At 69.6% G+C, this 25,838-nt stretch carries 21 protein-coding genes and 4 pseudogenes; 16 read left to right on the top strand and 9 right to left on the bottom strand.

The window, feature by feature from the left end:
• The first annotated feature begins 70 nt into the window (after nt 1–70).
• From OG206_RS05535 to OG206_RS05525, 3 genes are all read left to right on the top strand, one after another.
• Nucleotides 71–4,726, top strand: coding sequence for a colicin E3/pyocin S6 family cytotoxin (locus OG206_RS05535; protein ID WP_327112799.1), 4,656 nt, complete (start codon nt 71–73; stop codon nt 4,724–4,726).
• Nucleotides 4,723–5,028, top strand: coding sequence for a hypothetical protein (locus OG206_RS05530; protein ID WP_327112797.1), 306 nt, complete (start codon nt 4,723–4,725; stop codon nt 5,026–5,028). The genes OG206_RS05535 and OG206_RS05530 overlap by 4 nt, the downstream gene beginning before the upstream one ends.
• 94 nt (nt 5,029–5,122) lie before the next feature.
• Nucleotides 5,123–5,449, top strand: coding sequence for a hypothetical protein (locus OG206_RS05525; protein ID WP_327112795.1), 327 nt, complete (start codon nt 5,123–5,125; stop codon nt 5,447–5,449).
• Nucleotides 5,450–5,493: 44 nt separating this feature from the next.
• On the opposite strand, the pseudogene OG206_RS05520 reads toward OG206_RS05525, so the two are convergent.
• Nucleotides 5,494–5,889, bottom strand: a pseudogene (locus OG206_RS05520) (transposase); the annotation flags it as partial.
• A gap of 280 nt (nt 5,890–6,169) precedes the next feature.
• Here OG206_RS05520 and OG206_RS05515 point away from each other — a divergent pair.
• Nucleotides 6,170–6,526 (top strand): hypothetical protein, encoded by a 357-nt coding sequence (locus OG206_RS05515; RefSeq protein WP_327112793.1) that lies wholly within the window; start codon nt 6,170–6,172, stop codon nt 6,524–6,526.
• Between the two features lie 160 nt (nt 6,527–6,686).
• Here the strand turns inward: OG206_RS05515 and OG206_RS05510 are convergent, their stop codons facing one another.
• Nucleotides 6,687–6,953 carry an esterase gene (locus OG206_RS05510; protein WP_327112791.1) on the bottom strand — a complete coding sequence of 89 codons (267 nt, stop codon included), beginning with the start codon at nt 6,951–6,953 and terminating at the stop codon, nt 6,687–6,689.
• Between the two features lie 136 nt (nt 6,954–7,089).
• Here OG206_RS05510 and OG206_RS32575 point away from each other — a divergent pair, with 136 nt between their 5' ends.
• The 3 genes from OG206_RS32575 to OG206_RS05500 all read left to right on the top strand — a co-directional run bounded on the left by OG206_RS32575 (nt 7,090) and on the right by OG206_RS05500 (nt 9,584).
• Nucleotides 7,090–7,707, top strand: coding sequence for an HNH endonuclease family protein (locus tag OG206_RS32575; protein ID WP_442805938.1), 618 nt, complete (start codon nt 7,090–7,092; stop codon nt 7,705–7,707).
• A 175-nt stretch (nt 7,708–7,882) separates the two neighbouring features.
• On the top strand, nt 7,883–8,599 hold the full coding sequence (locus OG206_RS05505; protein ID WP_327112789.1) for an 8-oxoguanine DNA glycosylase OGG fold protein: 717 nt from the start codon (nt 7,883–7,885) through the stop codon (nt 8,597–8,599).
• Between the two features lie 259 nt (nt 8,600–8,858).
• On the top strand, nt 8,859–9,584 hold the full coding sequence (locus OG206_RS05500) for a DUF4839 domain-containing protein (protein WP_327112787.1): 726 nt from the start codon (nt 8,859–8,861) through the stop codon (nt 9,582–9,584).
• Nucleotides 9,585–10,218: 634 nt separating this feature from the next.
• Here OG206_RS05500 and OG206_RS05495 read toward each other — a convergent pair.
• From OG206_RS05495 to OG206_RS05485, 3 genes and pseudogenes are all read right to left on the bottom strand, one after another.
• A pseudogene (locus OG206_RS05495) lies at nt 10,219–10,335 on the bottom strand (3-hydroxyacyl-CoA dehydrogenase family protein); the annotation flags it as partial.
• Between the two features lie 239 nt (nt 10,336–10,574).
• On the bottom strand, nt 10,575–12,326 hold the full coding sequence (locus OG206_RS05490; RefSeq protein ID WP_327112785.1) for a recombinase family protein: 1,752 nt from the start codon (nt 12,324–12,326) through the stop codon (nt 10,575–10,577).
• 65 nt (nt 12,327–12,391) lie between these two features.
• Nucleotides 12,392–12,980 (bottom strand): annotated as a pseudogene (locus OG206_RS05485) (lipoate--protein ligase family protein); the annotation flags it as partial.
• Nucleotides 12,981–13,276: 296 nt separating this feature from the next.
• On the opposite strand from OG206_RS05485, the gene OG206_RS05480 reads away from it, so the two are divergent.
• From OG206_RS05480 to OG206_RS05455, 6 genes are all read left to right on the top strand, one after another.
• Nucleotides 13,277–15,082 carry a gamma-glutamyltransferase family protein gene (locus OG206_RS05480; protein ID WP_327112783.1) on the top strand — a complete coding sequence of 602 codons (1,806 nt, stop codon included), beginning with the start codon at nt 13,277–13,279 and terminating at the stop codon, nt 15,080–15,082.
• Between the two features lie 45 nt (nt 15,083–15,127).
• Nucleotides 15,128–15,997: an inositol monophosphatase family protein gene (locus tag OG206_RS05475; RefSeq protein ID WP_327112781.1), complete on the top strand. Its 870-nt coding sequence runs from the start codon at nt 15,128–15,130 to the stop codon at nt 15,995–15,997.
• A 550-nt stretch (nt 15,998–16,547) separates the two neighbouring features.
• Nucleotides 16,548–16,970, top strand: coding sequence for a GntR family transcriptional regulator (locus OG206_RS05470; protein ID WP_327112779.1), 423 nt, complete (start codon nt 16,548–16,550; stop codon nt 16,968–16,970).
• The gene (locus OG206_RS05465; protein ID WP_327112777.1) at nt 16,951–17,868 is read left to right on the top strand and encodes an ABC transporter ATP-binding protein; all 918 of its coding nucleotides are present in this window, start codon (nt 16,951–16,953) and stop codon (nt 17,866–17,868) included. The genes OG206_RS05470 and OG206_RS05465 overlap by 20 nt, the downstream gene beginning before the upstream one ends.
• Nucleotides 17,865–18,776: a hypothetical protein gene (locus OG206_RS05460; protein ID WP_327112775.1), complete on the top strand. Its 912-nt coding sequence runs from the start codon at nt 17,865–17,867 to the stop codon at nt 18,774–18,776. The genes OG206_RS05465 and OG206_RS05460 overlap by 4 nt, the downstream gene beginning before the upstream one ends.
• Before the next feature lie 201 nt (nt 18,777–18,977).
• Nucleotides 18,978–20,393 carry a phytoene desaturase family protein gene (locus tag OG206_RS05455; RefSeq protein WP_327112773.1) on the top strand — a complete coding sequence of 472 codons (1,416 nt, stop codon included), beginning with the start codon at nt 18,978–18,980 and terminating at the stop codon, nt 20,391–20,393.
• 22 nt (nt 20,394–20,415) lie between these two features.
• Here the strand turns inward: OG206_RS05455 and OG206_RS05450 are convergent.
• Nucleotides 20,416–20,511: pseudogene (locus OG206_RS05450) on the bottom strand (NADPH-dependent FMN reductase); the annotation flags it as partial.
• Between the two features lie 113 nt (nt 20,512–20,624).
• On the bottom strand, nt 20,625–21,059 hold the full coding sequence (locus OG206_RS05445; protein ID WP_327112771.1) for an RrF2 family transcriptional regulator: 435 nt from the start codon (nt 21,057–21,059) through the stop codon (nt 20,625–20,627).
• A gap of 139 nt (nt 21,060–21,198) precedes the next feature.
• Between OG206_RS05445 and OG206_RS05440 the strand changes: the two genes are divergently transcribed.
• Nucleotides 21,199–21,708, top strand: coding sequence for a cupin domain-containing protein (locus tag OG206_RS05440; protein ID WP_327112769.1), 510 nt, complete (start codon nt 21,199–21,201; stop codon nt 21,706–21,708).
• A 146-nt stretch (nt 21,709–21,854) separates the two neighbouring features.
• Here OG206_RS05440 and OG206_RS05435 read toward each other — a convergent pair whose 3' ends face one another.
• Together OG206_RS05435 and OG206_RS05430 are read right to left on the bottom strand one after the other, a co-directional pair.
• Nucleotides 21,855–22,193 carry a P-II family nitrogen regulator gene (locus tag OG206_RS05435; RefSeq protein WP_327112767.1) on the bottom strand — a complete coding sequence of 113 codons (339 nt, stop codon included), beginning with the start codon at nt 22,191–22,193 and terminating at the stop codon, nt 21,855–21,857.
• The gene (locus tag OG206_RS05430; RefSeq protein WP_327112765.1) at nt 22,190–23,512 is read right to left on the bottom strand and encodes an ammonium transporter; all 1,323 of its coding nucleotides are present in this window, start codon (nt 23,510–23,512) and stop codon (nt 22,190–22,192) included. The genes OG206_RS05435 and OG206_RS05430 overlap by 4 nt, the downstream gene beginning before the upstream one ends.
• Before the next feature lie 283 nt (nt 23,513–23,795).
• Here OG206_RS05430 and OG206_RS05425 point away from each other — a divergent pair, with 283 nt between their 5' ends.
• Both OG206_RS05425 and OG206_RS05420 read left to right on the top strand, forming a co-directional pair.
• Complete coding sequence (locus tag OG206_RS05425; RefSeq protein WP_327112763.1) at nt 23,796–25,313, top strand: AlkA N-terminal domain-containing protein; 1,518 nt, start codon at nt 23,796–23,798, stop codon at nt 25,311–25,313.
• Nucleotides 25,310–25,828: a methylated-DNA--[protein]-cysteine S-methyltransferase gene (locus OG206_RS05420; RefSeq protein WP_327112761.1), complete on the top strand. Its 519-nt coding sequence runs from the start codon at nt 25,310–25,312 to the stop codon at nt 25,826–25,828. Before OG206_RS05425 ends, OG206_RS05420 begins: the two co-directional genes overlap by 4 nt.
• The last annotated feature ends 10 nt before the right edge of the window (nt 25,829–25,838 follow it).

Below are 25,838 nucleotides of genomic sequence, written 5' to 3'. Positions count from 1 at the left end.
GGCGACGATCGCGCCGTCACAGGTCAACGCCTACAACGGCTCCCGGTACGTCACCTCGCTCACCCCGACGTTGTCGGCGAACGTCATCGACCCGGACGGTTCTAGTACCAAGGGTCAGTTCGAGATCACAGCGGACCCAGCCTACGCGGACACCACGTACTCCTACACGGCTGTATCCTCCTCGGTCTCCTCCGGTTCGACGGCCAAGCTGACGATTCCACCGGCGAGCTCCTTCCCAGCAGGCACCCACCTGCGCTATCGCGTCCGCGCCTATGACGGCGCCGACTACGGCTCCTGGACCGGCTACTCCACGTTCGTGATGAACACCGGCCTACCCGCCGCCCCGACGGTCACCTGCGACACGTACGAGCAGAACGGCTGGACGGCCAAGGCGAGTGCGGCCGTGTCCTGCACCCTTGACACGACCTCCACGGACGGTGCCGGATTCCAGTGGGGCCTGGACAACTCTTCCCTGCCGAATAAGAAGCTGGACATCAGCAACGGGAACGGCGGCGACGCGCAGACGGTCAGCATCAACCCGGCCGACGGCTGGCACACGCTGTACGCGCGGACCATCGACTCCGGCGGCAACCTGTCGACGGCAACTACCTCTTACGCCTTCGGGGTCGGCGCCGACGGGGCAGCGATCCTTTCCCCGGCCGACGGCGACACCACCGCCCGCCGCCTCACATTGTCGGCGAAGGGACTCACCTCCTACACCGGGGTGACCTGGCAGTACCGGCGCGGCGAGACCGACGCCTGGCATATCGTGCCAGCCACCGACGTCACTGCCTCCGGCGCGGTGGTCTCCGCCTGGCCGGTCGCCGTCACCAGCGGCACCGCCACCAAACTGGTCTGGAACACCGTCAACTCGCTGTCCGAGGACGGCGTCATCGAACTGCGCGCCGCGTTCACGGACGGCACCACAACAGGCCACTCACAGACCACCGACGTCACCCTCGACCGGGACGCGGGCACCGCCCCCGGCGCCCAGGTCGGCCCGGGTTCGGTCAACCAGCTCACCGGTGACTTCACACTGTCGGCCACGGACGCGACTGCCTTCGAGGCGAGCGTAGTGCGGACGTACTCCTCGCGTGCCAACGACACAGACACCGAGGGCCAGGCGCAGATCTTCGGCCCTGGTTGGACCTCCACCGTCGCCGGTGAGGCGAGCGGGTACACAGAGATCCGCAGGACCTCCGCCACTTCGGTGGAGCTCCTGTCCGGCGACGGCAGCTCGATCGCCTTCACTTTGAACTCGGACGGCAGCTGGGCGCCTCAGCCAGGGGCCGAGGAACTGACTCTGACGGGCGCGGTCAGCGGGTCGACGTTCACCCTGACCGACACCGACGCGAACGCCACGGTGTTCGCCAAGGCCGCGACCGGTGTGGCCACCTGGACGCTAGCCTCCTCGGCCTCGGCAGTCGATGACACCACGCTCACCACCGTCTCGGAGACCGTCACAGTCGGCGGCTCGACGCTGGCCCGTCCGAAGTACGTGATCTCCCCGACCGCGGCGGTCACTCCCGCGACCTGCCAGGCCACCCCGGCCACCAAGGGCTGCCGCGTCCTGGAGTTTATCTACTCGACCTCCACCACCGCCACATCCGGCGCGGTCGGCGACTACACGGGCCAAGTGAAGGCGCTCAAGCTGTGGGCCACCGGCCCCGGCGCCTCCGCCGCGACCGCCGAGACCGTCGAGTCCTACACCTACGACAGCTCCGGCCGGCTTGCGCAGGACTGGGACCCGCGAATCAGCACCCCGCTGAAGACGGCGTACACCTACGACACCGACGGTCGCGTCGCCACCCTCACCGAACCCGGTGAACTCCCCTGGACGTTCAAATACGGCAAGGCCGGCTCCGCGCTGACCTCGGGCGCGGGCATGCTGCTCAAGGTCTCCCGCCCGGCACTCGTCGTTGGCTCCGCGAGCACCACGTCCGGTACGGCGGCCACCACCGTCGTCTACGACGTGCCGCTCTCCGGTTCGACCGCCCCGCACCAGATGGACGCCACCACCGTGGCGGCCTGGGCGCAGGACGAGGCACCTACCGACGCGACCGCCGTCTTCCCGGCCGACAGCGTCCCTCCGGGCAACACCGGCAGCGGCCTGACGTCGTCCTCGTACGACCGGGCCGTCATCACCTACATCGACGCGAACGGCGAGGAGACCAACACCGCGAACCCCGGCGGCTCGCTCACCACCACCGGGTACGACGACTACGGCAACCAGGTCATCGACCTGGCAGCCACCAACCGGGAGCTGGCCCTCGGCACCAGCACGGGAGCATCCGGCAAACTGGCGGCACTCGGCCTAGCCGACCTGTCCACTGCGGACCGTGCCCGGCAGTTGGCCACCGTCTCCCGGTACTCAGCCGACGGTCAGAAGCTCGTGGACGAGTACGGACCCCTGCACGAGGTCACCCTCACCAAGGAACTCACCGGTAGCACCGCGGAGTCCACGATGGCCCCCGGTACAGTGACCCCGGCACACACCCACACCGCCTACAGCTACGACGAGAACCGGCCCAGCGGCGCTAAGGTCTCCGGCCTGGTCACCTCCACGGCGACCGGCGCCGCCGTCGCGGGATACGTGAACGACGCCGACACTCGTGCGGTGACCACCACCTACGACTGGTCGACCGGCCAGGAGAAGGCCAGCAGCGGCGCTGACACCACCGGCATCATGACGACGTACGACAGCACCGGGCGGGCGTCCACCACCCGCACAGCCGGCTCGACTGGCTCGGACGCAAACACCGTGAACTACACCTATTACACGGCCTCCGGCACCGGCACCTGTGTCTCCGCCATCTCGACCGGACTGCTCTGCAGGACGGCGCCTGCGGCCACCATCACGGGCGGCGGCACCAACCCGGCGGAGGCCGTCACCACCGTCTACACCTACGACCGCTGGGGCCAGCTCGCCACCAAGGCCGAGACCGCCAACAGCGTGACCCGCACCACCACCAACACCACCGACGGCGCGGGCCGCGTCACCAGGACCGCAATGACCGGCGGCATCGGCACGGGCACCCCGGACACGACGGTCACGTACGACGAGGACAACGGCCAGACGGCCACCCAGACCTCGAACGGTCTGACCATCGCCTACACCTACGACGACCTGGGACGTCGGACGGAATACAACGACGGCGCGGGCAACACCACGATCACGTCCTACGACATCCTCGACCGGCCGGTGAAGACCACCGACTCGGTACCGTCCGCCAGGACGTACGCCTATGGCGCCACAGGCAACGTGACGACGCTGACCGACTCGGTGGCCGGCACCTTCACGGGCACGTACGACGCCGACGGCACGCTCACGTCCGAGACCCTGCCCGGCGGCTACACCCTGGCCGTCACCAGTGACACCACCGGCCAGGAGACCAACCGTACGTACGTCACGGCGGACGGCACCACCGTCGCCTCCGACGCCGCCGGATACACGGTGCACGGCCAGCAGGCCGGCCATACCCAGACCGACGGTTCGACCACGCAGTCCGACTACACCTACGACAGCGCCGGCCACCTCACTCAGGCTATTAACTCGTCCACCGCCGGCTGCACCACCCGCGCCTACACCTTCGACGTGAACAGCAACCGCAAGTCGTTGAACGCCAGTTCGGATGACTGCGACAGCAGCACCGTCGACACCACCACGGCGACCACGTCGTACGCCTACGACAGCGCCGACCGACTGGTGAACGCCGGCTACGTCTACGACGCCTTCGGCCGCACCACCACCAGCGGAGCCACAACCCTGTCGTACTTCACCAACGACCTGGTCGCCACCGAGACCGTCGGCACCAGCCGCAACACCTGGGCCCTGGACGCCGCCGGACGTCTCGCCGTCCAGACCGCCCAGACCCAGTCCGGCAGCACCTGGACGACCAACACCACGACGACCAACCACTACGGCGACTCGTCGGACAGCCCCACCTGGGCCAAGACGGGCAGCAGCACCACCATCCGCAACGTCACCGACCTGACCGGCGGCCTGGCCGCCACAACGACGGACGCCGGCGACACCGTCCTCCAACTCGCCAACATCCACGGCGACATTACGGTCCAGCAGCCGCTGGACACCAGCGTCGCCAGCACAGTCCAGCACTTTGACGAGTACGGCAACACGCTCGACGACACGGAGGACGCCACCTATGGTGCCTTCGGCTCCTACCAACGGTCGTCTGGCACAATCAGCGGCTACACCCTCATGGGCGTCCGCCTGTACGACCCGACGACTGGCCGCTTCCTCCAGGTCGACTCCATCTACGGTGGAAACGCGAACGCCTACGACTACTGCACGGCGGATGCCGTCAACTGCTATGACCTCGACGGCCGATTCGCGGCGGTAGCGGCACTCGGATTCTTCGCCGTGGCCGACTGGTGGAATCCCATTGGCTGGATCGTCGCCGGTCTGATCGCGCTGGGTATCCTGACCTACGGTGTCTACCAGGCGGGTGTGTGGATCGCCCACTATAACCATCACACTGCGAAGTCCACTCCTTCGAACTCCCCGTACTGGAAGAAGCTGACCCCACACAAGGGCAAGACCAAGAGCAACGGTAAATCAGGGTCGAAGAAGCGGTACTTCGAATGGGACTACACCCACGGTGATATCGAGGTATACGACAAGAACGGTAAGCACCTCGGGAGCGCAGATCCCAACGGGGGACACATCTACAAGCCGCCAGTGAAGGGCCGGAAGATCAAGCCATGACATTCGTTGAGGACGTCCTGAATGGCCGAGCATCACTCGATGACATCGACACCTATCGGGATGAGTGGGATGAATCCGGGGATGACGGTGTGGATTATCACACGTTCCTCGGACTCCTCTGGCCCGAGTACGCAATGTACGCAGAGGACGACGACGTGCTGGCACACGTCATTGAGGCCCGCCGCTCAGGCCAGAACTTGCGTAGCTACCTCTCATCGAAAACGGACATGAGTCCGACAATATTCGAACTGCGGCTCCTCGCCGAACGGTACGCAAAAGAGTGGGAAGCCATTCAAGAATAGAACCACATAGATGAAGGGGATGTCCTACAAGCCCCTTCTCGCCGCCGGGTGGGGCCCTCCGAAGGGCCCCACCCGACTCCTAAGAGGAGACATCGTGGCGCTGGTCTCCGGCGACAGCACCTTCGACGAATACGGCAACACGCTGGATTCCTCGGCAGTTGCACCCGCGGATGGCTCGGCCGGTACCAGCGGCCATCCAATACTCTCGGCGGCGCCGTCCTCTGGGAGTCCGTCTCTGCACCCCAGCGACTGGTCGCTTCGTGTCCACCGACCCGTCGACGGCGACAACTCCGACGCCTACACCTACCCGAGCGCCCCCGTGAACGAACTCGACCTGACCGGACGTCTGAAGTTCCCATGGCATTACTACGGTCTGCGAATTCGCTTCAACAAGCATGCGACTGTACAGGTCGAAAGCTAGTGGCTCGTCTCGGATCCTTGGTCGGGTATCTCTGTAGGCTGCTGCGCCCGCAGGGCCTTCTCCCCGGAGGCCGCGAGGGTGTCGATAAGGCGGGAGACGGTCGGGTCGGAGGCCACCGACCCGAACACGGACAGCCCGGCCCGCAGCATGGCGACATCCGCGAGACAGTCCCCGCCCAGCGCGACCGCCAAGGCCACGTCCAGCAGGATCTTGCCCGGATCGTGCACCGCCCGAGCCTTCCGCCACGGCGCCAGCGACGCTGATATCGCGGTGTCCAAGCCGGCCTTGCGGACCGTCTCGACCAGCAGCACGCCCCCGGCCTGCGCGACCACTGCCCGGCCGCCACCCTCGATGCGGACACGCGGGTACGACCCGATACGCTTCTTTACCTGAGAAGTGCCTCCGGCTGGAGCAGGAACAAGGACCACGATAATCCTCATTCTTGCTGGTCAGAGGCACTTTTCGCTACCTGCCCACCCGTCGGACAGCCCGCTTCATGAAAGCGCGAGGCTAGCACTCACCGCTGCGGCGGCCGTGTCGATCGGCCTGTGGACGTGGCCGGGCGACGAAACGCCGGCCACGGCTGGCAGGGGCCCGGCCAGGTCGGCGTCACCGAGCGCGCATGCCATGGACGCCGACGGTCCCGACGCTGATACCTCGCCCGTGTCAGGCAGCCTGAACGGAAATCACCGATGCGGAAGAACGCGGAGCGCGGGGACGGTGGTGTGGAAGACATGCCTGCTTGTCGCTGACGAGGCGACGATGGCTGTCCTCGTTCAGTTCACCAACACCTCGGGCAAGGCGATGACAGTGAAAGCGAAACTCGCCTACGTCCAAGCCTCCGTGGAGCAGACCTGCCCTGCTCCCTGGGGAACCTCGGCGACCATCACCATCCCAGCCAGGGGCACTCGAATCAGCCCGCTTGACACCTGCACCGCTGCACTGACACCGATTCAGGCATTCCAGGCCAAAGCCTGGGTAGCGCCGCACGACGGGGTGCAGTGGGCATATCGGGAGCATTCGCCAACCCTGCACGTGCAGGAAGCCAGCAGTCCAGTGTGGGCCGACCAATCCTAGAAGCGGCCCTACCGAGGCGGCCAGGACGAGGCCGATGACGGCCGGACCACGCGAGGCGATGGACGGAGGCGATGGGCGACGTCCGGCGCTCCGTGGCGTGCTTCGCCTTACCGAGTACGGCAAGGCCGCCCTTGCCTGTTCGGCGCGGGCGTCCTTCCGGTTAGTAATGGACGAGTTGATTTGAGAGGTCGAGGGCGGCGGTCGCGATGGTGAGGGCGGTGCACAGGCCGAGTGCTTCGTGGATGGTCGGGTGGATCAGACGCGGCCGGTCGTCCGGTGCGCCGGGCCAGGAGGTGAGGCGTACCTCGGTGGTGGCCAGGCTCAGGTGGGCGGTGACGTTCCAGCCGGCGGGGGAAGTCGGCTGCCGGCTGGAGGCGGATGCGTCCGCGAGGGAGTCTGGGGGATTCGGTGGCGAGCCGGGTGACAACTGGGAGCGGTAGATCTGTGGCGGTGGGCCGAGGACGGCGCGAAATGTCGCTGAAAGTCCGGTGTACTGACACCGCGTCGGCTCCATAGAGTTGTAACCCGAGCCGGATCGAGGGAAGGCAAAGGACGAGCACCTACTGCCGCAGGCCTGGGAGGAACACTGGCCGCTTTCCGACGGCGGAGGCCGCGGAAGCGTCGAGGCTCATGAGCGCAGGCAGTCCCTCCTCCACACCGTAGGAAACCTGACTCTGCTCACCGGCAGACTGAACACATCGGTTTCCAACGGTCCCTGGGAGCGCAAGAGGAACGACATCCTCGTGCACAGTGCACTTTCGTTGAACCGTTCCCTGCCTGCTCAGTGGGACGAGGAGACCATCCTGGCCCGGGCTGACCATCTGTCCGAGGCGTTCTCCCGGCGCTGGCAACGCCCGGATGGAGGCGCGCCCACCTTCTCAGTTGCAGGCTTCCCGGCACCCCGGCTGAGGGAGCGGGAGGCTACTCCCGTCGGTAGGCCGGCGACGGTTCAGATGCCCCGGTCCCGGCGCGATGTCGCCCGCCACATGCGAGAGGCCTTCTCCGGGCTGCCGGCCGGAAGCGTTCTGACGGTGTCGCAGATAACGGCGGTCCCCACGAGTCAGTACCAGGCCGGTGAGATCAGCCCCGGTGCTGTGGCCGCCAGACTTCGCGCCGACAACGTTCCCGGTATCCGGGCCGTACCTGGTTCCAGCCCACTTTCCGCCCGCAAGACCAGCTGAACCGTCCCGCACTCGTGCGGGGTGCACTTCCGCGGGACAGAATCCGTCACGAACTGGTGATGCCTGCCGTCGCGGCGAACTGGTGGAACCAAAGGAGAGGCTTTGGATGGAGTGGCGAGAGGGCGCCGGGGAACTGGACGCGCGGATGCTCGAGCGTCCGCTTCCTTCGGATGCAATGGGAAAGCTGGGAGCCTGGCTGGCCGGAGACGGGGCGCCGTACGCGGACGGGACCGGCGAGCACGCCGTTCGTTACATCCCGGGGTCCTGGGCCGGCATCCGGCCGTGGCCCTCGGGGTTGGCAGAGCAGGTCGGACGTAAGCCAACTTCGCTGAGCCGGGCGCAGGTGCTGGCGGTGGCCCGGACTGGGGCAGCAACGGCGAGCTGGACCGAGACACTCGTCGCCAGCTACGTCTGGGGACAGGGTGACATCGGCTACGGGGCCCACCGGCTGGGTGAAATCCTGCGCCCAGCGCCGGTTGAGGCGGTGCTGGCACAGGCTATTGCGCTGATGGCGACCGATGGCGCCGTGGTGGGCTACCGCAGGCTGAGCGGCGCGATCGCAGGCCTTGGACCGGCGTTCTTCACCAAGTTCCTCTACTTCGCCGGCGGCGCCGTAGTGGATGCGCCGGGGCCGCGCCCGCTCATTCTCGACCAGCGCATAGCTCGTGTTCTGCGCGCGTACACGACACGACTGGGGGAGGAGATCGGGCTCGAGGAACCCGCGAGGCTCGCTGCCTGGCTGTGGAGCGACGGCGGGTGGACCCCGCACCGCTACGACGTCTACCTGAGATGGGCACACGGTGCCACCGGGCAGCTGGCCGGGTCCACGCACTGGCCGCTCGCTCCCGACCTACTGGAATTGGCACTGTTCAGCGGCGCATGGACCTCGTAGAAGGCTCGCCTTGGGCCTCCGCCGACTCGGCGGCACCGCGTCCACTGCCCCTTTGGGTCCAGCCCGTGACCAAAATCCCGGGCCGTCACGAAGCAGCGTTCGACTGTCTGGCCAGCTTGCACCCCTGACCGAGTGCTCGTGGTCCGAATCGCAAGCTCAGAGCCGAGGGTGACGCCGGTGATGGCGAGTGCCTTGCGGAGTCCCCTTATGCTCACGAGGCAGTTGGTATGAACAGTCCATTCAGGGGGCGCGGAGCCGCATGACCGACGAGATCAAGTACGAGCACGAGACCGTGCAGACAGTTCGCGGCACCGACGGCTTGGTGATCTCGAAGATGGAGAAGGATGGCTGGGAGCTCGTTGAACAGACCCAGGGCATGCTTCGCTCCACCCTCGAATTCCGTCGGCCGAAGAAGCCGCAGCCGTGGCTCCTGATCGGCTCGGTAGCCGCCGTCCTCGTGATCCTGGCCATCGTCATCGGCGTTGCCTCTGCGCTCAGTGACGGAGACGCGAAGAAGGACGATGCAGGCAAGTCGATGACCGCTGTTAGCGAGAAGCCTTCCACTACGCCGACGCCGACCGCGGCCGAGTCGGCTGCCGCCGAGTTGATCACGCTTGAGAACAACCCGGAGTTTGCGGCTCTGCTGAAGGCGGACTCGTGCGACGACGTGAACCTGGACTTCGCGACCAGGTATGAGGGCCAAACGGTCGCGTTCAACGGTTCGATCAGGCACATGGCGCCCCACGGTGACTACGAGACCCGCTACGACTTCCTTCTGGGCCCAGGCGACGAGGGGCCGAATACGACGATCGGCCCGGCCTTCAAGTACGAAGACGTCAACGCCGGGGACCTGAACCTGACCGGCAAGAAGATTCCCGCTACCGTCGGCGTGGGCGACAAGTTCCGCTTCATCGCTGAGGTGCGCGAATTCAAAGCGGCCCAGTGCCTCTTGTTCCTGCATCCGGTCTCAACGGAAGTCCGGTAGCCAAGATGGGCAGCCGCGTCATGATGGGGCACTGTTCCCGACCAGTTAGCGCCTTAGTCAGCATCATCCTGACGGCCTACACGCTCGGCCACCCGTCGAATCTGTGAGCCGTCGAACCGCCGAACTGCCGGGCCGGTGTTCCGCCAGGTGCAGTCAGTTGTGGTGAGTTGCCGCGGCGCCCGGAGTCGGCCGACGCAGAGTCAGTGTGGGAGAAGGGGAGCGCGGACCCCTCTGGACGAGCCGACATAGGACAACATGAGCGCCCCTAACCAGTGCCTTCTGACCAGGCGAAACGACATCTGGCGGCACTCCCGGGCACGGTGTGTCGGGATCGCTCGCGTACTCGCGATCCGTAGGTCCCGGGTCCGAGTCGCCAGGGACTTTTCAGGGACTTTCAGCTCTGTCGGAGGGACATCCGAGGGAGTTTTCGCAGTACAAGCACGGAAGGCTGCGACAGCGCTGAAAGGCTCAGGTCTTCGGGCTCGCGCATCCGCGCAGTCGCTCCGTAGCGCTCCGGCAGGGCACCGGGTCGGCAGTAGAAGAAGAGGCCCTTCGGGGCCGCACACGGTCCTGACCTCGGAGAACGTGTCCTGGCGGGCCCGGCGGTGTGAGCGCCGGGCCCGCGGACAGGCGGTCAATCGTACGGGTAGAAGCCCGACCCCGTCTTACGCCCGAGCTGCCCCGCGTCCACCATCCGCTGGAGCAGCGGGGGAGCGGCGTACAGCGGTTCCTTGTACTCCGCGCACATGGAGCACTGGCATCGATGTCTTCTGCCGTAGCACCAGAATCCGGCCGGAGCAAAACGGAAGGATGCCGAATCTTGGAGGGACGGCCAGTCAACGCCGCCCCTCCAAGCAGGAGGGCCAGTCAACGCGTCATGGAGAGCGAGATGGTGATGAGGGCCGACATTCTGAGCAGGGAAGAGTGCCTCGAGGACTTCTGGGACCTGGCGGTCGTATTGGCTATTCGCTACGGAGTCGGAGCTGGCGGTCAGGAACCGGAAGGTGAGTCATCAGGGATCCATGGTGGCGGCGCTTCCCAGAGGGGGTAGACACCGATCTTGCCGGGGCCGCTCCTGCCCTTGAAAACGCGGATCTCGCGGATGAGTTTCGACGCAAGCTCGCGCCGGTCGGCCTGGCCCGCGGCCAAGTAGATCTTGCGGGCGGTGAGCAGATCCTCCTGGGGTGGTCGGGGCTGCTGCGTCGGCCTCTCCTTCAACTTCGAGCGCAGCTGCGACTGTTCTCGGAGCAGCGCTTGCCTCTGCACGTCCAGCTCGGCCCGCTTGCGTCGGGCCGAATCTTCAGGCACCAAATCGGCGAGGACTGCGTCGGTCAGCTTGTCGTCCTTGGTGCGGAGTCCTTCCAACTGGCCCTGGATCCTGTCAAGGCGGGCCAAAAGCGCTTGGTCGCCATCGCTCTGTGTCCTGATCGCGGCCATCCTCGCCGTGATCGCTTCAGCTTCTTGTTCACTCGTCTGCGCTTCGCGGTCGAGCCACTCGAGGAACCACTTCTCCGCGACAGCCAGAGAGATGTACGTGCCATTTGTCGGGCATGACTTCGAGTCGATGTGATTGGCGCAGCGAAACGTCACGTCGAGAGGGTTGGGGAGGCCGTCGACCAGAGGGCGTCGATACCGCTTGTTACGCAGAGCGGTTTGCATTCGGCCGCCGCAACCCGAGCAACGGAGGTGCCGGGAGAGGGAGTAGCGAGGCCGGTTCGAGAAGAAGCTCTGGCCGCTCTGGGTCATGCGGCGCTTGGTGTACGCATCCCAGATGCGCTCACACTCGGTCGGATCGTCGATGACCGAGTTGTGGGCGCCACCGTAATACAGGAACGCCGTGACGTCGCGCTGCCGGTTCATCCGCCTTTTCTTCGTGCTGCCGTCGTCGTTCGTGACGACCTGGTGGGACAGCTCGGGTATGAGGTAGCGGACGTAGCCGAGGCCGAAGCCGCTGTCGAGGACGTTGTGGAGGTCACCGGAGTTGAAGGGCCTGCCTGTGAAGGTCTTGATTCCCCGCTGGTTGAGGTCGACCAGCAGCCTGCGGACCGATGTGCCGGCGGCGTAGTCACGGTAGAGTTGGCCCAGAACAGGACCGGTCACCGGGTCGATCTTCAGGATCCCGTTGCGGCACTTGGGGCAGGTGTCCAGCTTCCTGCCGAACTCCCACTTGGGGCAGGTTTCGCAACGGTAGTACCCGAACCTGCCGCGGTTGGAGTGGGGGAGTCCCTTATTCCGCCGGCGCTCGAAGATGTCACGCCAGGAGTCAGCCTTCTGGTTCGACTCCAGCTCGGCGATGTTGAGCATCTGGGCGATGGCGAAGCGGCCGATGGTTGTCTTGCCGTCGAAGTCCTCCTTGGCGGCGCGGACTTCGACCCCGTAGTCCATGAGCGCGTCGAGGTGCTGGAGAGACTCGCGAAGGTTGCGGCCGAACCTCGACCAGATCCACAGGATGAGCACATCGAACTGCTTGTCGCGCGCCATCTGCTTGATCTCTTCGATCCGGCGCTCTTCGAACTCGCGCCCCGATTCGCCGAGATCCATGATCGGGTCGGCCATGATATCGATGTTCTCGGCCCTGGCGAGAGTCAAGGCGTGACCGACCTGCAGTTCGGGACTGATCATGTCGTCCCGGGCCTTCGAGACCCGGACATAGATCAGGCCGCGCTTGCGGCGGCCGACGGTGGCTGGCTGCTCTTCGACGGGGCGTAGCCGGAGTGGTCCGGTTGTCACAATGGTGCTCACAATCGCGCAGAGTAGGTCGTTTTTCCGGCCGACCTTTGTCGCAATTGCCGCACTTCGCGGTTATTGAGTGCCGCGGGAAGGCTAAGAGGCGAGCTTGTAGTGCTTGAGCATTGCGACGAACATGGCCCCGCCGCCCGAGATGCGGCGCACCACCGTGACGCCGTGGCGTGCCGCCCCCTGCGGATCCACCTCGTTGCGCAACGACTGGAAGCTGCCGATGATGACGGCCGGCGCGCCCCACTCCCACACGCGCAGGGTGGGCGGCCGGCGCCCCGCGGCGACCTCGGCGGTGATCACCTCGTCGAGGGCCATGTGCAGCGCGGGGGACTGCGGACCTTCGCGGATGAGCTGCCAGTCGTAGTCGTTCCAGTCGGTGGCCTGTGCGAGCGCCCGGCGCACCGCCACGGCGACGCCTTCCGCGGTGATCCCGTACATCACGGTGCCCTCGGGCAGCATGGCCTCGACGCGGGCCGCCAGTCCGGCGGCGTCGGTGTCGGCCGGCGCACCTTCCAGGGCCTCGTCGATCGCGGTGATCGCCTCGTCGGGTTCCAGGAAGAAGTCTCCCGCCACCCGGACGTTGCGCAGTACGCCCGCCCGGTTCTCCAGATCGACCACGACGAGCTTGCCGCCAGGAACCTTGTATTCGCCGTGCATCGCCGGGCCTCCGCTGAGTGGAATCACCTCCACCTCAGCGCACCGGGGCCCCGATATCTTCCCGGCGTGCCGCCCGGTGCGGACCGGTGCGGCTCCGGGCGTGAGCGGACCCCCGCCCGTCGGCACGGCTGCATGCGAACCCCCGGGTGGACCGGTGGCGCGGCAGCGAGGCCACGACAGCCGGCGTTCCGCCGTTCCGTACGATCCGCGAACGCCCCACCGAATTCCGGACGCCCGACCTGAAGAACCCGAACTCCGCACCCGAACTCCGAACGCCGCAGCAAGGAGCAGCACCCGTGTTCACCACCCGCCCCACCCTTCAGGGCACCTTCGGCATGGTGTCCTCCACCCACTGGCTCGCCTCGCAGTCCGCGATGGCCGTCCTGGAGAACGGTGGCAACGCCTACGACGCGGCCGCGGCCGCCGGATTCGTCCTGCACGTCGTGGAGCCGCACCTCAACGGGCCGGCGGGCGAGGTCCCGATGATCCTCGCCCCGAAGGACGGCGAGGTGCGGGTGCTCTGCGGGCAGGGCCCCGCTCCCGCCGGTGCCTCGGCGGCGCACTACCGTTCGCTCGGCCTCGGCCTGGTCCCCGGCACAGGGCCGCTCGCCGCCGCCGTACCGGGGGCCTTCGACGCCTGGATGCTCCTGCTGCGCGACCACGGGACGAAGACCGTCGCGGAGGTCCTTCGGTACGCCATCGGGTACGCCGAGGACGGCCACCCGCCCGTCGAGCGCGTGGGCCTGACCGTGGAGGCCGTCCGTGAGCTGTTCGAGACAGAGTGGCAGAGCTCCGCCGACGTCTACCTCCCCGGCGGGAAGGCGCCGACGCCGGGAGAGCTCTTCCGCAACCCCGCGCTCGCCGCGACCTGGCGCCGCCTCATAGCCGAGGCCGAGGAGACGGGCGGCGACGACCGCGTCTCCCAGATCGAGGCCGCCCGTGCCGTGTGGCGCACGGGCTTCGTCGCCGAGGCGCTCGTCCGCCAGGCCGGTGTCCCCACCCTGGACACCAGCGGGAGCCGTCACACCGGCACGCTCACGGCCGAGGACCTGGCCGGCTGGTCCGCGTCGTACGAGGCCCCCGCCACGTACGAGTGGAACGGCTGGACGCTGGCCAAGGCCGGCGGCTGGAGCCAGGGCCCCGCCTTCCTCCAGCAGCTCGCCCTCCTCCCCGCAGAGCTCCCGGCACACGGCTCCGCCGCCTACGTCCACCTGCTCGCCGAGGGCTGCAAGCTCGCGATGGCCGACCGCGAGGCCTGGTACGGCGACGCCGCCGACGTGCCGCTGGAGACCCTGCTCTCCGAGGCGTACAACGACGAGCGCCGCACGCTGATCACCGGCACCGCGTCCCTGGAGCTGCGCCCCGGCAGCCCCGACGGCCGTACCCCGGTCCTCAGTGCGCACGCCCGCGCCGCCGCCTCCGGGGAGGCGGATTTCGACGCGACGGGCGTGCCGGCCGCGGGGGCGGGGGAGCCGACGGTCGCCAGGGACGGCGCGACCCGCGGTGACACCTGCCACCTCGACATCGTCGACCGCTGGGGCAACATGGTCGCCGCGACCCCCAGCGGCGGCTGGCTCCAGTCCAACCCGGTGGTGCCGGAACTCGGCTTCCCCCTCGGGACCCGCCTGCAGATGGCGTGGCTCGACGAGGGCCTTCCGAACACACTGACCCCCGGACGCCGACCGCGCACCACCCTCAGCCCCTCACTCGCCCTGCGCGACGGGGTCCCCGTCATGGCGTTCGGGACGCCCGGCGGCGACCAGCAGGACCAGTGGCAGCTGCACTTCTTCCTCGCCGTGGCACTCCGCGGCACCGTGCGCGGAGGCTTCGACCTCCAGGGGGCCATCGATGCCCCGAACTGGCACAACGACAGCTTCCCCGGCTCCTTCTTCCCGCGCGGGATGCGGCCGGGGAGCCTCACGGTCGAGGAGGGCATGGCCCCCGGGGTCGTCGAGGAGCTGCGCCGCCTCGGCCACGACGTGACGGTCGGCGAACCCTGGTCCGAGGGCCGCATGTGCGCCGTCGCCCGGGCCCCGGAGACCGGCATCCTGTCCGCCGCCGCCAATCCGCGCGGGATGCAGGGCTACGCGGTGGGCCGCTGACCTCCTGCCCGGAGTGCCCCCGGCGGACCGTGCTTAGCTGGAGGCATGATCGATGACTTCCTCTACGGGACCGCCGGGACCGCCGGACAGCTGACCGAGGTGGAAGCGGCGGTGCGGGCAGCGGTCGCCGCCGAGATCCTGCCGCGCTACCAGCAGCTCGCCGCGCACGAGATCGTCGAGAAGAGCGGCCCCCACGACCTGGTCACCGCCGCCGACCGCCTGGCCGAGGAGCACCTCACCGCGTCCCTGACCCGGCTGCTGCCCGGTTCGGTCGTCGTCGGCGAGGAAGCGGTCCACGCCGACCCCTCCGTCTACGACGCGCTCGGAGGCGACGCGCCCGTGTGGATCGTCGACCCGGTCGACGGCACCCGCCAGTTCGTCCGCGGCGAGCCCGGCTTCTGCACCCTGGTGGCCCTCGCCCTGCGCGGAGAGGTGTACGCCTCATGGACGTACGCCCCCGTCCTCGGTGAGATGGCCGTCGCCCTGAAGGGACGTGGTGCCACACTCAACGGCACCCGGCTGCACAGTGGTTCGCCCGCACCCGGCGCGGTGCTCAAGGTGGCCATGTCCCACCCGGACTACACGTCGGACGCCCAGAAGCGGGCCCTGCTCGGCCTGCGCACCGACGGCATCGACGCCCGCGCGTGCGGATCGGCGGGCCTGGAGTACCTCGCCGTCGCCTGCGGCGCCCAGGATGCCGTCGCCTTCAACTGGGAATTCGCCTGGGACCATGCGGCGGGGCTCCTGCTGGTCACCGAGTCGGGCGGTGCACAGTCCACCCTGTCCGGTGTCCCCTACCGCCTCACAGGCGGCAACGACCTGCCGTTCACGGCGGCCAGGGACACGGCGACGGCCGAGCGCATTCTCGACGCGCTGCGGTCCGGACGGCAGGGACCGGACCCCGTCGGGGGCTGAGGAACCGCCCTCGGCCGAGGGATCTTTCACGGCGTCCGGGGGCGGTTCCTCAGCCCCCGTGCCGTACGAGCATCCCGTACGACGCCGACCGCGAGCGGCCCAGTTGCCCGGTCCAGGGCTGGGCCGCTGCCGGGTGAGTGGCCGACGTGGCCGCTGGGGGCCGATCGCAACAGGCCCTTGATATGGCGTCAACTCGTGCTGCCTCAGCGTTCCTTCGGCCGCGACGCAACTCCGGCGGGCGATGCGGCCCTTGCGTGCTTTCGTCTCGGACCCGGCCCTTCCCGGCAGGGCGGCAACGCCGCGTGCCGCGAGCAGCGCGCTCCTGCCTCCGCGCCGGGCGCCACGCGCCTCGGTGGCGACTTCGGGACGCCGCTCCGAACGGGCCAGGCATCCCCGGCCCCGCGAGCCCGGACGGTCACGTCCTCCCTCCGCTTGTCCTCGCAGGCTGCGCCGTTCCCGCCCGCACCCTGTCCGGCTGTGCGGTGGACCTCGAGGCATTTATTTGACGTGCCAAATAATCCAATGCATCATTCCACTAGTTCATAGGTTCATGCGGAACGAGGTATCGGTGTTCGTCTTCAGGATCGATCGGCGCAGCGGAGTGCCCAGCTACGTCCAGATCATCCAGCAGGTCCGGCAGGCGCTCCGGCTCGGGCTGCTCGAGCCGGGAGACCGGCTGCCCACCGCGCGGGCGGTGGTCGAGGCGACCGCGCTCAACCCCAACACCGTCCTCAAGGCATATCGCGAGCTGGAGTCCCAGGGCCTGGTCGAGACCCGGCGAAGACACGGCACGTTCGTGACCGGAACGCTCGGTGCCGCCTCGGCCGGCTCGCCGTGGCGGGCCGAGCTCGCGGACGTGGCCGGCAGGGCCGCTGCGGCGGGCGCCGAGCGGGACGATCTCGCCGCGCTGTTCGCCGACGTACTGGAAGATCTATACACCCCGAAGGAATCCGATGCCGTCCCCGATCAGTAGTCCCGACGCGGTGCTCGCCGCCCACGGGGTCACCCAGACATACCGGCGCGGAGGCCGCGCCGTCCTCGACGGCTGCACCTTCACCGTCCCCGCCGGAGTAGTGTCCGCACTCGTCGGACCCAACGGGGCGGGCAAGTCCACCCTGCTGGAACTCGCGGCCGGCATGCGACGGCCCGTCTCCGGGGCGGTCGAGGTCTTCGGCGGCTCCCCGCGGGCCGGGCACCCCCGGGTCGCGTACCTGGCGCAGCACCGCCCCCTCTTTCCCCGGTTCACGGTCGCCGAGACCATGCGCCTCGGCGCCCGCCTGAACGGGCACGGCTGGGACGCGGAACTCGCGGGCCGGGTCCTCGGCTCGTTGCACGACCGCCTCGACGACCGTGTCGGGGATCTGTCCGGCGGTGAGCGTACCCGGGTCTCCCTGGCCCTCACCCTCGGCAAGGGCGCCGGCCTGCTCCTGCTGGACGAGCCGATGGCCGATCTCGACGTGCTGGCGCGACAGGACGTGATGGGGCTGTTGATGGCACATGTCGCGGACACCGGCGCGACCGTGGTGATGTCGTCGCACATCATCTCCGAGCTGGCGGACGTCTGCGACCACCTGCTCCTGCTCCAAGAAGGCACGACCCGGCTGTGCGGCGGCATCGACGAACTGACAGCGGCCCACGCCGTCGTCGCCCTGCCCGGCGGCTCCGACCGCCTCGCGGGTCACACGGTCGTCGAGAGCCGCCCCGCCGGACGCGGCACGAGTGCCCTCGTCCGCCCCGCCGGCCCCCTGCCGGCCGAATGGGACGTACGCACCCCCTCGCTGGACGAGCTGGTCCTCGCCCATCTCACCGCCGCCGGGGCCACGGGTCCCGCCCTCGCCCCGACCCGTCCCAGCAAGGAAAACGCCGCATGAGCGCCCTCGTCTCCCCGCCCACCGGAAACACCGCAGCGGGCCCCGGAGAGCGGTGGCCGCTCGCCCGCGTCGCCCTGCGGCAGTACCGGATACCCGCTCTCATCCTCCTGCTGCTGGCCGTGCGCACCGGCGTCCCGCTGGTGTACCACTACGGCGGCTGGGCCGACGCCCTGACCCTGCGCGACCACGTCGGCAGCCAGGCCTACCGCTTGGGCCGCTACGCCCACGACGCCCACAAGCAGACGGCGACGCTCCTGGCGAACGGTTCTCCCCTCGCCTTCCTGCCGGCCATGATCGCCGCGCTCCTCACCGGTACGCTGACCGCACGGGAGTGGGAGACCCGCCGTGTCGTCCTCGCGCTGACCCAGTCGGTCACTCCCCGGCGGTGGTTCACCGTCCGCTGGGCGACCCTCGCGACGATCGTCGCGGCGTTGACGATCCCTCTGGTCGCGCTGTACCGGATGAACGCCGTCCACGCCTTCCGCCTCGACCTGTTCACCTACGGCATCGACCGGCAGACCGCGTACTACACCATCGGCCCGGTGACCGTCGCCTACGTCCTTCTGGGGGCCGCGGCCGGCGCGCTGACCGGAACGGTCCTGCGCCGTGCACTGCCCGCGCTCGTCGCCGCGCCCCTGCTCACCTGGCTGGCCGTCGCCGTGCTGGTCCGCTCCCGGGCGGTGCTGCTGCTCGACTTCCCGCTGTTCTCCAAGGTCCACGGTGTCCACCCCGGCGGTGTGCTGGGCCTCCAGTTCTACGACGCCTTGCCCCAGGACAACTACCTCATCAGTTCCCTCGACGCCACCGACTACTGGGGATACCAGATCGCGTCCACCGTCCTGGCGCTCGCTGCCGCGGCACTGTTCACCTTCGCCGCGCTCCGTGTCCTGCGCCGCCGCCTGGCCTGACCACACGGATCCGTCCGCCCTGCCGCCCGGTTCCCGACCGGTCGGCGGGGCGGACCCGGTTCGCGGTCGCCTTCACGACCGGGCCGCCCTCAGGGGCGCGGGACGCGTCGCGCGCCGGGACTGAACGCACCCGGAGGTCCGCTGTCGGTGCGCCCGAATATCCTGGGTGCCCTGGCCATCGGCTGACGAAGGAGTCCGAAGGTGCCATCGATGCTTGATGCCGTCGTCGTCGGGGCGGGGCCCAACGGCCTCACGGCCGCGGTCGAGCTGGCCCGCCGGGGCTTCTCCGTGGAGGTCTTCGAGGCGCGGGACACCGTCGGGGGCGGTGCCCGCACCGAGGAGCTGACCCTCCCGGGCTACCGCCACGACCCGTGTTCCGCCGTACACCCGCTCGGCATCGGCTCCCCGGCATTCCGGGCGATGCCGCTGGCCCGGCACGGCCTCGAGTGGCTCCACGCACCGCTCGCGCTGGCCCATCCCTTCCCGGACGGCTCCGCGGCGGTGCTCACCGGGTCGGTCGGCGAGAGCGCGATGTCGCTAGGCCCGGCCGACGCGGGCGCGTACCGCAGGCTCGTCGCTCCCTACACGGGCCACTGGGACACCCTCGCGGCGGACATGCTGCGCACTCCCTGGGACGGGCTGCCCCGTGACCCGTACCGCTGGGCGCGGTTCGGGATGGACGCGGTGCAGCCGGCCTCGCTGCTCTCGCGCCGCTTCCGGGGGGAGAAGGCGCGCGGTCTCGTCGCCGGGCTCGCCGCCCACGCCATCGCTCCGGCCAGTGGCCTCGCGACGGGCGGAATCGCCCTGATGTTCGCGCTCGCCGCGCACGAGAACGGCTGGCCGATGCCCCGGGGCGGCTCGCAGGCCGTCTCCGACGCCCTGGCCTCCTACCTGCGCGAGCTGGGCGGTGCGATCCGTACGGGCACGGAGGTCAAGCGGCTCGACGAACTCCCGCCCGCCCGCGCCTACGTCTTCGACACCTCGCCGACCGCGCTCGCCCGGATCGCGGGCCTCGGCGGCGCCTACGACCACTACCGTTACGGCCCCTCCTGCTTCAAGGTCGACTACGCGCTGTCGGGTCCGGTGCCCTGGACGGCCGAGGAGGCCCGGCGCGCCGGCACGGTCCACGTCGGTCCCACGGCCGCCGAGATCGACGCCTCCCTGCGCGCCGCGGGGGCGGGCCGCGACCCGAGCGTCCCCTTCCTGATCACCGCGCAGCCCAGCCTCGTCGACCCGGGCCGCGCCCCCGAGGGCCGCCACGTCTTCTGGGTCTACGGGCACGTCCCGGCCGGCTGGGAAGGCGACGCCACCGACGTGATCGAACGTCAACTGGAGCGCTTCGCACCCGGGTTCCGCGACCTCGTGCTGGCCCGTGCCGTGTCCGGACCGCCGCAACTCGCCGCACGGAACGCCAACTACGTCGGCGGGGACATCGCCACCGGCGCGTTCGCGGGGCTGCAGACGGTGATCCGGCCCCGGCTCGCCCGGGTGCCGTACGCCACCGCCCACCCCGCGGTCTACCTCTGCTCGTCGGCCACGCCGCCCGGTCCCGGTGTGCACGGCATGTCGGGGCACCACGCGGCCAAGGCGGTGTGGCGGCGCCTGCGAGCGGCGTGAACGCGGGCCCGGCGGCGCGCCCTCAGCCGGTGGGCGCCAGCACCGCCGTCCGGCCGCCGAGCACCGCCGAGAAGGTGTCCGTGACCTGGGCCAGGGCTTCGGCGGCAGCCGTCGCGACACCCCCGAGCTCCGCGCGCAGCCTGCGGAACGCCGGCTCCGAGCCCCACGCCCAGGGGCACATCGGGTCGGTGAACTCCACCACCTCCAGCAGCGGTTCGTCCGGGGTGCCGGTCACGCGGCACCGGGCACGGGCTGACGTGCACGCGGCTCGGCGGGCAGCAGGGAGGCCACCGTCAGCCCGCCGAGGATCGCCGCCGCGTCCGCCTCCACCCGGCGCCAGACCCCGGGCAGACCCGCGGCCGGGCCGGGGTAGTCGAGCCCCGCCAGCGACTCACCCCGAAGGGTGATCAGTTCACCGTCCACGGTGCGCACGACGTCCAGCAGCGGGATCTCGTCGGCCGGCCTGCCGAGCCAGTAACCGCCCTCGCAGCCGCGCTGACTTCGCACCAGCCCGGCCCTGCGCAGCTCGCCCACCACGGACTTGAGGAACCTGAACGGAATCTCCTGCGAGGAGGCGATGGCTTCACAGGAGAGCGGACGGCCGGGATCACTCGCGAGCTCCAGAAGGGCGCGCGTGGCGTAGTCCGCCTTCGCGGAGATATGCATGCCCACATCATGCCCCGGAGCGGGAGGCCGGGCGAGGCTCGCCCTCGGGCAGGCCGATGCGTTGCGGGGACATTGCCCCAGGTGAAGGGCAAAGGACACCTCTTGACATCCTTTTCTTCGCGCCTCTAGCGTCCCTGCCATGAGCGAGCCGTCGACCACCCCCGGTGAAGGGTTCCACCCTCATCTCCACGACGCCCCGGGCAGTCCCGCGGGGCCCCTGCGCAGCCGTCTGCACCACATCCGTGCGGACGCACTCGACGGCGACACGGCACAGACCGGCGGGATGCGCAGATTCAGCGCCGTCAGCGGGAAGACCGTCGGCTCCGAGAAGCTGTGGATGGGTCAGACCCACGTCGCGCCCTCGACCGCTTCGTCGGACCACCACCACGGCGAGTCCGAGACCGCCATCCATGTGGTGAGCGGACACCCGGAGTTCGTCTTCATCGACGACTCGGGGGGCGAGCCGGAGGAGATCCGGCTGCGCACGTCACCGGGCGACTACATCTTCGTCCCGCCGTTCGTGCCGCACCGCGAGGAGAACCCGGACCCGGCGGAAGAGGCCGTGGTGGTCATCGCGCGCAGCACCCAGGAGGCGATCGTCGTCAATCTGCCCGGCCTCGACGCGCTCCGGCCCGACGGGACGCACTGACCCCGTACCGCCCGCACCGCCGGAAGGCTCCTGTGCGCCGCACGGGGACGGAACGCCGAACCCACCCAGCCCCGTTCAGGGCGCAAGTCATCCGTGAAGCGGGCGGCCCCCGCGCCGGGCCGACGCTGACGGGGACCGCCCACCCGTCACAGGGCGCCGGGACCGCGCTCGCCCGTGCGCACCCGCACGGCCGTCTCCACGGGCAGCGCCCACACCTTGCCGTCGCCGATCTTCCCCGTCCGTGCGGCGCGGACCACCGCGTCGATGACCGGCTCCGCGTCCGAGTCCTCGACGAGCACCTCTATACGGACCTTGGGTACCAGGTCCACGCGGTACTCGGCCCCGCGGTACACCTCGGTGTGGCCGTGCTGACGCCCGTAACCGCTGGCCTCGGTGACCGTCATCCCGTGCACGCCGAGGTCCTGCAGGGCGGTCTTCACCTCGTCGAGGCGGTGCGGTTTCACGACTGCGGTGATGAGCTTCACGGGGCAGTGCTCCTGTTCCTGGAGAGGGGTACGGAGTGGCCCGGAGCGAGCGAAGCGGCGTGTCCCGGGCCGCCGTGATCGTAGGCGCTCTCCGCGTGCACCGCCTGGTCCAGGCCCGTGAGTTCGTCGTCCTCGGAGGCACGCACCCCCATGACCGCGTCGATGGCCCTGCCGATCCCGTACGTCACCAGGAACGTGTACCCGGCCACCGCCAGGACGGCGACGGCCTGCCGCGCGAGCTGCCCCGCCCCGCCGCCGTAGAACAGGCCCTCCGTGCCGCCGGTCATCGCGGCCGTCGCGAACAGACCGACGAGGAGGGTTCCGATGACGCCTCCGACGAAGTGCACGCCGACGACGTCCAGCGAGTCGTCGTAGTCGTAACGGAACTTCCACGCCACCGCGTAGGAGCAGACCACACCGGCCACGAGGCCCACGACGGCGGCGCCGAGGACGCCGACGGTGCCGCAGGCGGGCGTGATGGCGACCAGACCGGCGACGACCCCGGACGCCGCACCGAAGGTGGTCGGATGGCCGTCGCGCCGCTGCTCGACGAAGAGCCAGCCGAGCAGGCCGGTGCACCCGGCGACCAGGGTGTTGAGGACCGAGGCGGCCGCCATCCCGTTGGCGCCGAGAGCCGAGCCCCCGTTGAAGCCGAGCCAGCCGAACCAGAGCAGGCCGGCACCGAGCATCACCATCGGCAGGTTGTGCGGCCGCATCGCGTCCTTCCTGAAGCCGATGCGGGGGCCGATCACCAGGGCGAGAGCGAGACCGGACGCCCCGCACGCGATCTCGACGACGAGTCCGCCGGCGAAGTCCAGGGCGCCGAGCGAGTCCGCGATCCACCCGCCGGGTCCCCACACCCAGTGGGCGACGGGAACGTATACGAGGAGGGTCCACACCGGCACGAACACCAGCCACGCCGCGAATTTCATGCGGTCCGCGACCGCACCGCTGATGAGCGCCGCGGTGAGGATCGCGAAGGTGAGCTGGAAGGTGGTGAACAGCAGGGTGGGAACGCTGCCGGTGAGGTCGTCGGGGCCGATGCCGGCCATGCCCACCTGGCCGATGCCACCTATGAGCCCGGCGAACACGTCGTCACCGAACGCCAGTGAATACCCCGCCACCAGCCAGACGACGGTGACCAGCGCGATCGACACGAAGCTCATCATCAGCATGTTGAGGACGCTCTTCGTGCGGACCATGCCACCGTAGAACAGGGCCAGTCCCGGCGTCATCAGCAGCACGAGGGCGGTGGCGGCGAGCAGCCAGGCGGTGTCGCCTGTGTCGAGGCCCGCCGAGGCCAGGGGCACGGGATTCAAGAGAGGTTTCCTCCTCGGGGCGGCGTGGGGTCCGGCCCTGAGAGGGTTGCGGGCGCGCGTTTCGCCGAGGACGCCGTCAGGTTTCCGGCATGTTTCATTGCGGCGAGGTGACCGAAACCTCACGGTGTACGCGCCCCGTCTCCGACACGGCGGAGGCGGCCGTCCGGTGCCGCGCGGGAGGGAGACGGCCGAGGGCCGGCGGGCAGGCGCGCACCGGTGGCAGCGCGAGGCTCATGTCGGATTTCCGCCAGCCGCAGCGTCTCCGGTGCCCGATCCTGGATACATGCACACCGACACCGAGCGCTGCGTGCGAGCCGTGCGGTCGAAGGACTCCCGATTCGACGGCTGGTTCTTCACCGCGGTCCTGACCACCCGCATCTACTGCCGGCCCAGCTGCCCGGTCGTGCCGCCCAAGGTACGGAACATGACCTTCTACCCGAGCGCCGCCGCCTGCCAGCAGGCCGGTTTCCGGGCCTGCAAGCGCTGCCGCCCCGACACCAGCCCCGGTTCTCCGGAGTGGAACGCCCGCGCCGACTCCGTGGCCCGTGCCATGCGGCTCATCCAGGACGGGGTCGTCGACCGGGAGGGCGTCACCGGGCTCGCTTCCCGGCTCGGCTACTCCACCCGCCAGGTCGAGCGCCAGCTCCTCGCCGAACTCGGCGCGGGCCCGTTGGCGCTGGCCAGGTCCCAGCGTGCCCAGACCGCGAGGGTCCTTATCGAGACGACCGCGCTGCCCATGGCCGAGGTCGCCTTCGCCGCCGGGTTCTCGTCCATCCGTACGTTCAACGACACCGTGCGCGAGGTCTTCGCACTGGCCCCGGGCGAACTGCGCACCCGGTCCGCACGCGGGGCGAGGAAGCCCGGGACGCCGGGTGTCATCGCCCTCCGGCTGCCGTACCGCGCCCCGCTCAACCCGAGCAACCTGTTCGGTCACCTGGCCGCGACCGCCGTGCCCGGAGTCGAGGAATGGCGCGACGGTGCCTACCGCCGCACGCTCACCCTCCCGCACGGGCACGGCATCGTGGCGCTCACCCCCCGCTCCGGACACATCGAGTGCAGGCTCTCGCTCACCGACCCCCGCGACCTCGCCCAGGCCATCAGCCGCTGCCGCCGTCTGCTCGACCTGGACGCCGACCCCGTGGCCGTGGACGACCAACTGCGTGCCGATCCGCTGCTCGCCCCGCTGGTGGACGCGGCTCCCGGCCGCCGGGTGCCGCGCACGGTCGACGCGGCGGAGTTCGCCGTACGCGCGGTGCTCGGCCAGCAGGTGTCCACGGCCGCCGCCCGGACCCATGCGGCCAGGCTGGTCCGCGCCCACGGGGTGCCGGTCGACGACCCCGACGGCGGGCTGACCCACCTCTTCCCGGCCCCCGACGCGCTCGCCGGACTCGATCCCGAGGCGCTCGCCCTGCCGCGCAGCCGCCGCGCCACGCTCACCACCCTCGTGCGAGCCCTTGCCGACGGGTCGCTGCACCTGGGGGAGGGCACCGACTGGGACAGGGCGAGGGCGGAACTGACCGCGCTCGCGGGATTCGGCCCCTGGACGGTCGAGGTGATCGCCATGCGTGCCCTCGGGGACCCGGACGCCTTCCTCCCCACCGATCTGGGGATCCGCAGGTCGGCCGCCCGCCTCGGCCTCCCCGCGACCCCGGCGGCCCTCACCGCCCGCGCGGCGCGGTGGCGCCCCTGGCGCGCGTACGCCGTGCAGTACCTGTGGACCGTCGACGACCACCCGATCAACCATCTGCCCGCCCGAGGGCGGGAGGACGAACCCATGACCGCAGCGAGGACGAACCCATGACCCCCGCATCCACGACGACGCGGCAGCACACCGTCGTCGACAGCCCCTACGGCGCGCTCACCCTGGTCGCCACCGACGGGACGCTCTGCGGCCTCTACATGACCGGGCAGCGGCACCGCCCGCCCGAGGAGACCTTCGGCCTGCCGGACCCCCGGCCCTTCGGGGAGGCGATCAGCCAGCTCGACGCCTACTTCGCGGGCCGGCTGAAGGAGTTCGACCTGCCGCTGCGACTGGAGGGAACCCCGTTCCAGCGCAGCGTGTGGGCCGAGCTCGCGCGGATTCCGTACGGCGTGACCCGCTCGTACGGCGAACTGGCCGAGATCCTCGGCAAGCCCGGTGCCTCGCGCGCGGTGGGCCTGGCCAACGGGAAGAACCCGGTCGGGATCATCGTCCCCTGCCACCGTGTCATCGGCGCCTCGGGGAGCCTCACGGGGTACGGCGGCGGCCTGGAGCGCAAGCAGCGGCTGCTGGCCTTCGAGAGGGGCGCGGAGGCCGAGGCGCCAGTGCTGTTCTGAGCCCGCCGGC

It is taken from the genome of Streptomyces sp. NBC_01341, from assembly GCF_035946055.1.
Lineage (GTDB): Bacteria > Actinomycetota > Actinomycetes > Streptomycetales > Streptomycetaceae > Streptomyces.
The sequence above is the reverse complement of the archived record's forward strand: the minus strand, read 5'-3'. Positions and strand labels throughout refer to the sequence as shown.

Bases quoted from the DNA above. Each gene is read 5' to 3' on its own strand.
- OG206_RS05530 (WP_327112797.1), top strand. From the start codon at position 4,723: ATGACATTCGTTGAGGACGTCCTGAATGGCCGAGCATCACTCGATGAC.
- OG206_RS05505 (WP_327112789.1), top strand. From the start codon at position 7,883: ATGGGAAAGCTGGGAGCCTGGCTGGCCGGAGACGGGGCGCCGTACGCG.
- OG206_RS05500 (WP_327112787.1), top strand. From the start codon at position 8,859: ATGACCGACGAGATCAAGTACGAGCACGAGACCGTGCAGACAGTTCGC.
- OG206_RS05475 (WP_327112781.1), top strand. From the start codon at position 15,128: ATGATCGATGACTTCCTCTACGGGACCGCCGGGACCGCCGGACAGCTG.
- OG206_RS05470 (WP_327112779.1), top strand. From the start codon at position 16,548: ATGCGGAACGAGGTATCGGTGTTCGTCTTCAGGATCGATCGGCGCAGC.
- OG206_RS05465 (WP_327112777.1), top strand. From the start codon at position 16,951: ATGCCGTCCCCGATCAGTAGTCCCGACGCGGTGCTCGCCGCCCACGGG.
- OG206_RS05460 (WP_327112775.1), top strand. From the start codon at position 17,865: ATGAGCGCCCTCGTCTCCCCGCCCACCGGAAACACCGCAGCGGGCCCC.
- OG206_RS05445 (WP_327112771.1), bottom strand. From the start codon at position 21,059: ATGCATATCTCCGCGAAGGCGGACTACGCCACGCGCGCCCTTCTGGAG.
- OG206_RS05440 (WP_327112769.1), top strand. From the start codon at position 21,199: ATGAGCGAGCCGTCGACCACCCCCGGTGAAGGGTTCCACCCTCATCTC.
- OG206_RS05425 (WP_327112763.1), top strand. From the start codon at position 23,796: ATGCACACCGACACCGAGCGCTGCGTGCGAGCCGTGCGGTCGAAGGAC.
- OG206_RS05420 (WP_327112761.1), top strand. From the start codon at position 25,310: ATGACCCCCGCATCCACGACGACGCGGCAGCACACCGTCGTCGACAGC.